The organism is Bacillus pumilus (assembly GCF_038738535.1).
Classification (GTDB): Bacteria; Bacillota; Bacilli; order Bacillales; family Bacillaceae; genus Bacillus.
In genome coordinates, this window is the sequence record NZ_CP046128.1 from 2,889,006 (window position 1) to 2,901,450 (window position 12,445).

The following is a 12,445-nucleotide window of genomic DNA, read 5'->3' on the forward strand; positions in this document are numbered from 1 at the left end:
TCTCATCCCCCAGTCGCCTTAAAGTGTGACACCTGTTTTGAAAATAGCCAGCTCTCTAAAATTGTTTTTTTCATGATTTAATAGCTTTCCGCTCGCCACATCAATGACAGTTGAAATGAATTTTTCTAATACAACATCTTCTGGTACATCTTCAAGCAGTTCTCCCGCATTAAAGTCAATCCAGTGCTTTTTTGTTTCATATAAGGCTGTATTCGTCGAGACTTTCATTGTAGGGACAAACGTACCAAATGGTGTCCCTCTGCCTGTTGTAAAAAGGACCAACTGACAGCCGGAAGCAGCAAGTGCGGATGAAGCAACCAAATCATTACCTGGCGCACTTAATAAATTCAGGCCCTTTCGCTTCAGCAATTCCCCGTATCTCAATACATCTTGAATTTCAGAAGTCCCTGCTTTTTGTGTACAGCCGAGAGATTTATCCTCTAATGTCGAAATTCCACCAGCTTTATTTCCCGGGGAAGGATTTTCATATACTGGCTGTCGATGATCCATGAAGTATTGTTTAAAGTCATTGATCATTTGCACAATATTGTCGAAAGTCGCTTCTGATTCCGCTCTCTCCATTAAAATCGTTTCAGCTCCAAACATCTCGGGCACTTCTGTTAACACTGTCGTGCCGTCTTGAGCAACAATAAAATCGGACAGCCTTCCTAAAAGCGGATTTGCGGTAATGCCGGAGAATCCATCTGATCCTCCGCACTTCAAGCCGATTTTCAGCTCAGATAACGGGATCTCTTCACGGTGATCTTCTTTCGCCGCATCATAAATTTCCTTGAGTAAAGCGACTCCCGTCTCAATCTCATCTCCTACTTCTTGGCTTCTTAAAAATTTCACTCTCTCACGGTCATATTCACCTAATGTGGACTGAAAATCTTCAATATCATTATTTTCACAACCAAGTCCAAGGACGAGCACCCCTCCAGCGTTAGGATGCTTCACGGCATTTTGTAAAATGGTTTTTGTATTTTCATGATCGTCCCCAAGCTGGGAGCATCCATAATTGTGCTTTAATACGAGAGCTGTTTCAAACGGATGGATGTTTCCGCCCATTTCAGCGGTGAATATTTGGATGATTTGATCGGCAATGCCATTCACGCATCCAACGGTTGGGACAATCCAAAGCTCATTGCGAATCCCGCTTTCCCCATTTTTTCGTTTATATCCTTTAAATGTAAGATTCGTTTTTTCATAGGGGTTGTCTGTGAATGAAGGCTCGTATTCGTAATCGAGCTTTCCTGATAGATTGGTTTTGATATTATGCGTATGCACCCATTCTCCAGCAGAAATAGCAGTCGTTGCATGCCCAATGGGGTAGCCATATTTCATGATATTCTCTCTTTGCTTGATATCAGCCAAAGCAAACTTATGACCTTTGGGAACGTTCTCTTTTAAGACAACAGAGTGTCCTTGATGGCGCAGCTCATCCCCTTGCTCAAGCACTTTTAAAGCAATACCGACATTATCTGAAGGGTGAATCACAATAAAATCTTTCATGCCTTCTCCCCCTGACTTTCATATTGATGATGCAGCATTCGTTGAACAGCCGCTCTCATCCCTTGCTCCTGTATGAAGGTAAGCTGATCAGCTACAGCGTGACTCAAATCATCTACATCCGTTAAATTTCTCCCCCATAATGGCTCACATGATAGAATCCTGGCTGCGATCGCTTCATTGGATTGGTTCTCCCCTTCCCAGGCTTCCTTCATGAATGCCATTACTGTCTCATCATCCTTTATCCTTTCTGCATATGCTCTGTAAAAATAAATGAGACTGCTGAGTGAAAACACGAGTTTCATTGGCAGCTGTTTCTTTTGCTCAACATAATCAAGCAATGACGGAAGAACTCGGGTTCGGAACTTGGATATACCATTGAGCGCAATATCGAGCAATTGATGCTTCACAAATGGATTGCAAAAACGATCCCAAACCGATTGTGTATAAAGAAGAAGCTCATCTTGAGAGAGCTCAAGCCCTGGCAGTACTTCCTCCTCCAGCATACGCCGGATGAACGGACCAACATGCTTGTCATCCACAGCTTCTTTTACAGTTTCTATACCACATGAGTAAGCGATTGGCACCATTGCTGTATGTGCACCATTTAAAATTCGTACCTTGCTCATGCGATAAGGCGCAATATCTTCTACAAAAAGGACATTTAATCCTGCTTTTTGAAAGGGAAGCTCTTTTTGTACGAAGGCAGGTGCTTCAATAACAAAGAGGTGATAATATTCTGCCGTGACAAGCAACTCGTCGATATACCCATCTTCCTTTTGGACAATTTCAGCTGCTTCCTTAGAAAACCCAGGAACAATCCGATCCACAAGCGTATTACAAAACGTGTTGGCTTCCTTGATCCATGTGATAAACGCAGGCGGCAGGTTCCACTCAGCTGCCATGTCTATCACATATTCCTTCAAGCGGTCACCGTTAAGTTCGACCAGTTCACATGGAAGGATGATCAGCCCTTTTTGTTCATCTCCAGTAAATGCTTTAAACCGGTGATATAAGAACGCCGTCAGCTTTCCTGGAAAACTGGCTTGCGGTCGATCCTCCAAGCGATCCTCCTTTCTGAGCATAAGTCCTGCCTCTGTCGTGTTTGAGAAGACAAAGCGGAGATCGGGGTTTTCAGCTACGTATAAAAAACCATCGTAATCCGTATACGTACTGATTCCTCTGCTGATCGATTGAATGATCATGCGCTCATTCATTTCTTGCTGGTCATGATAGCCCTGTATACATAAAGTATATAAGCCATCTTGTTCATTTAAAGCCGCAACGGATCCTTTTCGCGGAGGAACAACAACAGCTCTTCCTTTAAAATCTGTGCAGTCGTTCAGCTTCTGGATGTGCCAATTAATAAATCCTCGCATAAAATTCCCTTCACCAATCTGTAAAATCGTTTCCGGATATTCAGGCACAGGGTACATGGCTTTTGATAAACGTTTCAAATGGATTCCCCTCTCTTCGTGATATGCACACGTGAACATTTATCTTTAAAAGGTGCTGATTACTGCACCTTTTTGACTGAATCTCTGATCATCAGCTCTGTGTGGACATAGATTTTTTCCATATGATCTTCTTCCTGCTCTTCACCGTTTATGACTGATAGGATGGCTTCTGCTCCAAGTGCACACATTTTTTCGATAGGCTTTTTTACCGTTGTCAGTGCAGGCGTGGTGTAGGATGAGAATGCTATATCATCAAAACCGATAATAGAGATATCACCTGGACACGTCTTGCCTTTTGCATATAAAGCATTCATCGCACCAATGGCCATGTCATCGTTAGAGCAAAAAAGCGCTGTTGGCGGATGATCAAGGGTCAGCAGGGATTCCATTGATTCATAGCCGCTTTTCATGTGGTAGTCACCTGTGATCATATATTCTTTCTTCATAGGAATATGGTGATCAATTAACGCTTGGAGAAAGCCGGCTTTTCTCTCCTGAGTCGATTTAAAGCCTTCTTTTCCTTCAATGATGGCGATTTGATGATGGCCTTGCTGAATGAAATAGTGCGCTGCCTGATATGCTCCTTGACTATCATCTGCTAATATATTCATCACTTCATTACTTTCTACACGGCGATTCAGCACAATGATTGGAATGCCCTGTTTCTTGACATGATGGATAAACGCTTCATCGTGCTCGCTTTGACTCATAAGCAAAATGCCATCGTAGCGCTGTTTATGAATGGTTGTGTAATCGTGAAAGTCGTCAATTCCCCTTACAAACAGATTATAATGCTCAGTCATCACGCTATTGACGCCCTTTAACGCATCTACAAAGAAGCTTGAAGATGTGCCTTCTGTTAAACTCGTAAAAAACAGACCGATTGTAAACGATTTTTGTGATACAAGGCCTCTGGCATGGACATTCGGTGAATAATTCAGCTGTTTTGCAATCGACAAAATCTTTTGTTTTGTCTTCTCTTTAATAAAAGGACTATTATTCAAAGCCCTTGATACCGTAGTATGAGAGACGTTTGCCAATTTTGCTATGTCTTTAATTGTGACTGTCATGCTATTCCGCCTTTTATGATTTTTTTCCATCTTATCATAAAACCGCTTTCATTTTCTTACCTTTTTCCTCATGTGATTTTACTTTGATGCTGGAGCTGCTTTGCCCGGTCAAATTGAAAATATTGCTTGGCATTTTCATAGCTGATTCCTTTCACGATCCCCCCTAACAGCTCAAGGTCATAGGGGACTTCTCCTTTTTCTACCCAATCTCCGATGATATCACAAAGCAGTCTTCGGAAATATTCATGCCTTGTATACGACAAAAAGCTTCGTGAATCAGTCAGCATCCCGATGAAACGGCTGATCAGTCCAATACTGGAAAGAGCCATCATCTGCTCTGTCATTCCTTGCTTCGTATCATTAAACCACCAGGCTGTGCCGTGCTGCATCTTCCCCGGTGTCTTCCCGTCTTGAAAGCTTCCAGCCAATGTTGATATCACCACATTGTCCCTAGGATTCAAGGAATAGAGAATGGTGTTTGGCAAAGCATCTTCTTGTTCTAAACGATCTAATATTCGGCAAAGCGGCTTTGCAATGTCCTCATCATTCATCGCATCATACCCCGTATCTGGTCCGAGCCGCTCAAACATTTTTGTATTGTTGTTTCTAAGCGCATTGATATGAAGCTGCATCGCCCAGCCACGCTCACAGTATGCCTGACCTAGCATAATGAATGTCTCTGTTTTAAACTTGATCTTCTCTTCTTCCGTCAATGGATGACCAGACATTCTTTTATGAAAGATGGTCTCCACTTCTTCTTCTGTCGTTTCTTCATATGTCATTTCATTTATAGCATGATCTGAGATCAAACAGCCGTGTTCATGGAAGAAATCAATTCTTGCACGGAGTGCTTTTAAGAAGTCTTGGTAGGATTGTATTGGAGTAGCTGAAACCTCTGCCAGCTCGTGAACATATTTTGCAAACAGATCATTCGCTATATCGAGTGCTTTATCAGGTCGAAACCCTGGGAGCACTTGTACAGAGAATTCCTCTTCCCGCAGTTTTTGATGATAGTGAAGCGAATCGACCGGATCATCTGTTGTCACAACGGTTTCAACGTTTGATTTCACAATGAAGTCCCTCGCACCAAATCCCTCTCCTTGCAGCTTTTCATTGACTTTCCGCCAAATAATGTCTGCGTTTTTTTCGTTTAATAGGTCTTCGGCTTCAAAATATCGTCTCAGCTCTAGATGAGTCCAGTGATAGAGTGGATTTCCAATGGTCATGGGTACGGTCTTCGCCCACGCCAAAAATTTCTCATGATCTGATGCATCCCCCGTAATGTGCGTTTCAGGGATGCCATTTGCTCTCATGGCACGCCATTTGTAATGATCTCCATAAAGCCATGCTTCGGTGATATTTTGGAAGGTTTTATTTTCATAGATGTCTTTAGGACTTAAATGACAATGGTAATCTATAATTGGAAGGTCCTTTGCAAACTCATAGTAAAGCTTTTCCGCCGTTGGACTGTTTAGTAAAAACTGCTCATCTAAAAAGGCTCTCATCAAACTCCCCCATCCCTCTTATCGTATGAAAAATAATTTGTTCACGTTAACAATTTAATTGTAATCGTTTACAAAGTTGATTTCAATCCTAAAACAGGAAAAAACGATCTCCTTAAGAAAGGAAAATCGTTTTTTGCCTATTTTACAGAAGGTGATTTTTTTAGGATAATCGCAATAGTTGTTCCAGCACCTAGTTCGCTTTCCACTTGAATATCACCGTCATGCAGCAAAACAAGCTCTTTTGCTATTGCCAGCCCAAGTCCTGTTCCATTCGTTGGGTCATTTGTATTTGTCCCTCTGTAGTAGCGGTTAAATAAGTGATCTACCGTTTCTTGTGCCATTCCGCATCCGTTGTCTTTCATTTCGATCCGAACTTCTTCATTTGTTTCAGATAAAACAGCTGTAATATGAGTGCCTTTTTGGTTATGCTTGACTGCATTCGCCAGCAGGTTCTCAATCACTCGTCTGAACCAGGCTTTGTCGATCTCAAACATGACACCGTTTGTTTGATCTTCAAAAGAGGATGAAAAATCCTCAGAAAAGGAGCTTCTTGAAAACTCGTCCATAATAGAGGCTAAAAATTCACCCAGCTCGACCGGCTTTCGATTAATAGGCAAGGCCCCATTTTTCAATCTGTACGTGAGGTTTAAATCCTCAATCAAGGTCGACATGTATTCTGATTTCTCACGAATCACCTGTCCCATTTCCATGACTTCTTCCTTGGACCATTGATATTGATCAGATTCAAGCATGAGCCCATAACCGTAAATCGTACTAAGAGGTGTTTTCAAATCATGCGACAATCCTGCAATCCATTCTTCCCTTGTGGTTTGAATTTTTCTTCGGTTTGCTTCATTCTCTTTTAATGTAAGCGTGAGCTGATCCATTGTTTTTAGGATATCCTCAAATAATCGGTATTCCCGCTTAATACGACCTTTTTTATTTTTACTGATTGGAATTCCTTTTCTATTTGTTGGTTCCTGCAATTTATTTCTAGATAAGAAAATCAGCCAGCGGATAATGTGATAGATCGGCAGACCATAGCGATACGAGTACCATAATGTCATGACGATAATAATAGTGAGTGCAAGACCTGCAATCAAGATGGTTCTATATTGATTTAAAGCATCTGTCTCTTTATCATACAATTCGTCTGGACTATATACTTTGTTTGGTACCGAAACGATCAAATATAGACTTTTATTCACTCTGATATAAGATAGGTCACTTCTAAACTCCCAAGGCTTCGATTGGTACTTAAGCAATTCAACATCTGTTACGTTATGTTTCAAATCGTTTTTGGCTCGAATGCCTTTTAAGTATTTTCCTTCTTCATTAAACAGGTGTACCGATCCATTCATTCTTTTCAAGAATTCTATCGTTTCAAGCGAATATTGAGAAAGTGCAGCCAGATTTTTCTCATGCTGCTTAAGATAATTGGCTACCTTTGTGCTGTTCGTTTTGAACCCATATAACACGATAAAGCTTTCTTGATCAATCTCAATTGGCCAGAAGTACATCTTGTAATCTTTAAATTGTCTTTTTTCAAAGATCTTGATCATTTCATCCTTTTGATAGGATGTCGGAATATTTTTAGGAAGGTGATAGCTATATACGTTATGTTTTTTTGAATCAATCACTTGCAGCCAGCCGTCACGTTTTTTCACTGCTTGCTTGAGTTGATCTTCGGCTTCCATTTTGCCATCCTCGTTAAAATAGAGCCAGCTCATGAGTGTGTCCCCATCAGCCTTTGTTAAACCAGTTTCGGTCATATTCTCATAGTATTTTTTATAATATAGATTCTCAGTAAACGTATTCCCGATCAGCAGAATCGCAATGACGATAAACATCTGTCCGACAAAGTGAAAGAAAAGTTTTGTTCGTAAATTCATGAATTAATTAAGAACCTTCACAGGGTGCGGAATAAATTTATATCCCATACCACGGATGGTCACAATATATTCAGGCTGACTTGGATCTAATTCAATCTTTTCTCTCAGCTTTCGAATATGAACCATGACGGTGTTGTTATCACCATACGACGGGACGCCCCATACTTTCTCATAGATTTGATCTTTTGAAAGAACCACATTCGGATGATCACAAAAGTACTTCAGCAAGGATAGAAGCTGAGCTGAGCATGCCGTCATCTCTCCTCTCACTTTCAGTTCGGCTGAATGAGGATGATATGAGAAATGGGCATATTCATATTGGTTTTGAGCCTCTTCTTGCTCTTCCTGTAAGGAGATATATGTTCGGTTTAAGTGAGCCTTAATTCTAGCCACAAGCTCTAGCGGATTAAATGGCTTTGTAATGTAATCATCTGCCCCCTGCGCAAAGCCGGTCAGTTTATCTACATCAGACGTTCTTGCAGTTAAATAGAAAATGGGTGCTTTCGTATATTTTCTCATTTCAGGAAGAACATCAAAGCCAGACTTACCGGGCATCATCACATCTAGAAGTAAGAGGTGGATGTCCTCGTTTTTGACAACATCTAATGCTTCATCTGCATGGTAGGCTTTATAAATATGCTTGAATCCTTCTTTTTTTAATACGCGTTCAACCATTTTTACAATTGCTTCTTCGTCATCTGCAATCAATATTTTTGCTGTTTCCACGCATCTCTTTCCTTTCTAGCTATGATCTCTAACCGTATATTACCATTGTCTAAAGTAAAAAAGTACCTCTTTTCTGCATAAAAGCGAAAAAATATCAACTGGAGAAAATGGCAGTACTAGGAAGTTTCAGAGACGCAAAAAAACTCGGCTATTCCACCGAGTTCCTTTTACTTCTATTATCCATTCACAGCTTCTAGCTTTCTTTCATGATTCATTAAGTCATATGTTAAACAGATCGGCTTATTTGTTCTAGGATCAAGTACAATTTCTGCATCAATGTGGAATACCTGACCAAGCACCTCTTTGGTCATGACCTCATGAGGCGTCCCATCTTTGATGACTTTTCCTTGATTGAGGGCAATCATGTAATGAGAAAAACGTGCCGCATGATTCAAATCATGAATGACCATCAACACAGTTCGTCCCTGCTCTCTGTTTAACCGTTCTAACAGCTGAAGAATCTCGAGCTGATGTGCAAGATCCAAATACGTCGTTGGCTCATCTAATAGAAGCAGTTCTGTTTCCTGGGCAAGTGCCATCGCAATCCATACACGCTGACGCTGTCCACCGGAAAGTGCTTCAATTGGCCTATCATGAAAAGCGATCATGCCCGTTTCCTCAAGTGCCCATCTGATGATTCGTTTATCTTCATTTGATAAGCGCCCAAATCCATTTTGATGCGGAAAACGTCCATATGACACAAGCTCATACACTGTCAGTCCGCTTGGTGCTTCGGGCGTTTGCGGTAAGATCGCCATTTGTTTTGAAATTTCTTTTGTAGGCGTTTGATGAATAGCCTGGCCATTTAAGTAAACAGCTCCTTGATGGGACTTCATGATCCGGGACATTGTTTTTAAAATCGTTGATTTCCCGCATCCATTCGGCCCGATCAGTGTTGTCACCTTGCCTTTTGGGATACTGATATTTAAATCATCTACAATCAAACGGTCCTGATAACCGATACAAAGTTTTTCTGTTTCGAGCGATTTCATATGTTTTTCTCCTTCCTCATTAGTTCGTTTTCATCAATAAGTAAATGAAGTAAGGTGCGCCTAAAGCAGAAACAACAAGACCAACTGGTACCTCTGATGGTGCAAGTATGACGCGGCCAAGTGTATCTGCCAGTAATAATAACAGTGCGCCAATCAATGCGGAGGCCGGTATCATTCCTTGATGCTTTGGCCCAACAAGCTTTCTCGCCAAGTGCGGTGCGGCTAACCCTAGGAACGAGATACTACCTGCAACAGCGACACTTGCACCTGCTAATGCAACGGCAATCAGCATCAGAAAGCTTCTTTCTTTATGAACCGAAATCCCTAAGCCATAGGACAGCTGGTCACCTAAATTCATGATATTTAAGTAGCGTGCTCTCACAAGCGCTAACACAAGGAAAATGAGCATCCATGGCAGAACAGAAAGGACATACGTCCAGCTTGAGCCCCAAATGCTTCCTGATAACCACACGATGGCTTGGTTAAAATCATTTGGGCTCATTTTTAATTGAATGACCACAATTGCTGCTGAAAACGCAGCATTAACGCCAATTCCCGTTAAAATCAATCGAACAGGTGTGATGCCTTTTTTCCACGCTAACACATAGATGAGAAATGCAGCAAAGCCTGCACCTGCAAATGCGAAAAGCGGCAGTACAAAAATCGTCAAATTACCTAAGTTCGACATCGTGCCTTGGAATGCAAAGATAAAGAGCACAACGGCAAATCCTGCGCCCGCATTCACACCAAGAATACCGGGATCAGCCAAGCCATTTTGAGAAACACCTTGCCAGATAGCTCCTGATACAGCGATGGAAGCACCAACAAGTAAAGCGATGATCATTCTTGGAAGTCTGAATTCGAACAGCACCAGCTCATCCATTTCACTTCCGAATCCAAAAAATGTTTTCAATGTATCTATCGGAGAAATACGAATTTCTCCGGTATTTAAACTAATCAGAAATACCGCGACGATGGCTAAAAAGATCATGAGCATCGTTCGTTTATATTTCTTTTTCTTTGCCTGCTGCACCATTTCCATTTAAATTCCGCTCCTTTCACGTCTAGCTAAATATAAGAAGAAAGGAACGCCTATAATCGCAGTAATGGCACCGACTGGCGTTTCAAATGGAGCATTGACCAGCCTTGCAGCAATGTCTGCATAAATTAACAAAATGGCACCTAAAATAGCTGAGCAAGGGATAATCCATCGATAGTCCACTCCGACCAAGAATCTAGTGACATGGGGAATGACAAGCCCGATAAAACCAATTGAGCCTGCCACCGACACAGCAGCACCGGTTAAAAGAATTACGACCAATATTCCTAGCACCTTGACCGTTTTCGTATACTGCCCGAGCCCTTTAGCCAATTCATCACCTAAGCTCAGTACAGTGATCGAGCGAGCAAGGATCATCGCAATCAAAAGTCCTGCAATGGCGACTGGAATAATGACCTGAATGTTGCTCCAATTCACACCTGCCACGCCGCCCGCATACCAAAAGCTCATGTCCTGAGCGACGTCAAACCGGATGGCAATAGCTGAAGAGATGGAGCTTAAAAGTGCCCCAACCGCCGTACCCGCTAGTGCGAGCTTCACTGGGGTCAGTCCTCCCTTAGACAGAGTACCGACACCAAACACAATAGATGCACCGAGTGCGGCTCCAGCAAATGACCAAAGAATTAATGTGAAAGAAGATTGGCCTGGGAAAAACGCAAATGCTATAGCAATCGCAAATGCAGAGCCATTTGTCACGCCCATAATTTCAGGAGACGCAAGCGCATTTCTTGTCATCCCTTGCATAATGGCACCTGATACGGCTAAAAAGGCACCGACGAGTGCAGCCCCAACTGTACGCGGCAGCCTCAATTCCCGGATGATTTGATGTGAAGTTTTCTGTGGATCAAAATGAAAAATGGCTTCCCATACAGTGTGTAGATGAATGTTTGCCGCTCCTAATGATACCGATAAAAAAAGACCAAATGCTAAAGCGACGATTCCTATGATGACAACAGCTGCTGTTCCAAAGGGCTTCGTGACAATATCCATTGCATCGTCCTTGGCTGGCAGCTGTTTATTCGATTGTGAGCCCAAAACCAGTCTCTTCCTTTCCGTTCATATCTATTTCTTATCAGTGATAATGATTATCAATCTCGAAGTCTAGTATATCATTTTCTTTTCTTTTTGAAATCATTGTTCTGAACATTTTCTTTATTTTCATCAAAAAACCGGGAGAAATTCACCATTTTTCTTTAGGTCCTAAAATAGCCGATGCAATTTTCATCCCATCATGTTACGATATAATTGAAATTGAGAATCATTATCAAAAGAAAGTGAATAGGAGAGAATCTTTGTGAAAAAACGATCTGGATTTCTTTTGATTTCCTTTGCCATTCTTATGCTTTTTACAGCTGCTTGCGGCAGCACTTCAAATAAAAAATCTGGCGCCAACCAGAATGACACAATCACCTATCAGGATGTCAAAGGTGAGGTCAAACTCCCTAAAGATCCGAAACGAATTGTGCTTCTGGCAGAAAGCTACTACGGAGACCTCGTGACACTTGGCAAGACGCCAATTGCTGCAACTGCACCCATCTTTAAAAACCCTTTCTATAAGGGAAAAACGGATGGTGTCAAAAACCTTGGAACAACCCCTTCTGTCGAAAAGGTAGCCGCTTTGAAGCCAGATATGATTATCGCTTGGGGAGAAGACGAGAAATTTGATCAATACAAAAAAATTGCTCCAACCGTTGCAATTAAATACAATCAATATTCCTTTAAAGATCAGCTAAAAGAATTCGGTAAAATGACAGGGACACCGAAAAAAGCAGCAGAATGGATCACAAAATGGGATACAAAAATAGCTGAGGTAAAGCCTAAAGTAACAAAAGCAGTCGGCAGCAAAACCGTTTCAATCGTGTCGCCTTTTGATAAAGGTATTTATATCTTTGGAAACACCTTTGCGCGCGGAGGCGAAATCATTTATGACGAGCTGAAATTACGTGCGCCAAAGGCAGTTAAAAAAGACGCTATCGACAGCGGTGTCGGCTATGCAAATATTTCCCTTGAAAAGCTGCCAGAATACGCAGGCGACTATATTTTCACTAGTCCATGGAGTGGTTCAAAAAGTAAAGGAGACCAAGTGTATGAAAGCAGCATTTGGACATCACTGCCTGCTGTACAAAATAAACACGTATTTGAAATCGATCCTGTCGGGTACTTCTTTAATGACCCAGTGTCACTAGAAGGACAGCTTGAGTTTATTGTGGACCGATTAACATCCGCATCATAAA

Annotated in this window: 10 protein-coding genes; 1 reads left to right on the forward strand and 9 read right to left on the reverse strand. The window is 41.6% G+C overall.

Features of this window, described 5'->3' with window-relative positions; translation table 11 throughout:
- Positions 1–18: 18 nt before the first annotated feature.
- The 9 genes from GKC25_RS14825 to GKC25_RS14865 all read right to left on the reverse strand — a co-directional run bounded on the left by GKC25_RS14825 (position 19) and on the right by GKC25_RS14865 (position 11,246).
- Entirely contained in the window at positions 19–1,512 is a 1,494-nt protein-coding gene (locus tag GKC25_RS14825; RefSeq protein ID WP_187704152.1) for a UxaA family hydrolase, read from the reverse strand.
- Positions 1,509–2,966 carry a tagaturonate reductase gene (locus GKC25_RS14830; RefSeq protein ID WP_342689839.1) on the reverse strand — a complete coding sequence of 486 codons (1,458 nt, stop codon included), beginning with the start codon at positions 2,964–2,966 and terminating at the stop codon, positions 1,509–1,511. The genes GKC25_RS14825 and GKC25_RS14830 overlap by 4 nt, the downstream gene beginning before the upstream one ends.
- A gap of 59 nt (positions 2,967–3,025) precedes the next feature.
- Positions 3,026–4,036, reverse strand: coding sequence for a LacI family DNA-binding transcriptional regulator (locus GKC25_RS14835; RefSeq protein ID WP_034659952.1), 1,011 nt, complete (start codon positions 4,034–4,036; stop codon positions 3,026–3,028).
- Between the two features lie 68 nt (positions 4,037–4,104).
- Positions 4,105–5,541: a glucuronate isomerase gene (gene uxaC, locus GKC25_RS14840; RefSeq protein WP_187704154.1), complete on the reverse strand. Its 1,437-nt coding sequence runs from the start codon at positions 5,539–5,541 to the stop codon at positions 4,105–4,107.
- Between the two features lie 137 nt (positions 5,542–5,678).
- Positions 5,679–7,433: a HAMP domain-containing sensor histidine kinase gene (locus tag GKC25_RS14845; protein WP_066030418.1), complete on the reverse strand. Its 1,755-nt coding sequence runs from the start codon at positions 7,431–7,433 to the stop codon at positions 5,679–5,681.
- Positions 7,434–7,436: 3 nt separating this feature from the next.
- A complete protein-coding gene (locus tag GKC25_RS14850; protein WP_034659958.1) occupies positions 7,437–8,159 on the reverse strand; it encodes a response regulator transcription factor in 723 nt (240 codons plus the stop codon).
- Positions 8,160–8,335: 176 nt separating this feature from the next.
- Positions 8,336–9,151, reverse strand: coding sequence for an ABC transporter ATP-binding protein (locus GKC25_RS14855; protein ID WP_060597288.1), 816 nt, complete (start codon positions 9,149–9,151; stop codon positions 8,336–8,338).
- Positions 9,152–9,170: 19 nt separating this feature from the next.
- The gene (locus GKC25_RS14860) at positions 9,171–10,193 is read right to left on the reverse strand and encodes a FecCD family ABC transporter permease (protein WP_034659961.1); all 1,023 of its coding nucleotides are present in this window, start codon (positions 10,191–10,193) and stop codon (positions 9,171–9,173) included.
- Entirely contained in the window at positions 10,194–11,246 is a 1,053-nt protein-coding gene (locus GKC25_RS14865) for a FecCD family ABC transporter permease (protein WP_034659963.1), read from the reverse strand.
- A 259-nt stretch (positions 11,247–11,505) separates the two neighbouring features.
- On the opposite strand from GKC25_RS14865, the gene GKC25_RS14870 reads away from it, so the two are divergent.
- Entirely contained in the window at positions 11,506–12,444 is a 939-nt protein-coding gene (locus tag GKC25_RS14870) for an iron-hydroxamate ABC transporter substrate-binding protein (protein ID WP_342689840.1), read from the forward strand.
- The last annotated feature ends 1 nt before the right edge of the window (position 12,445 follow it).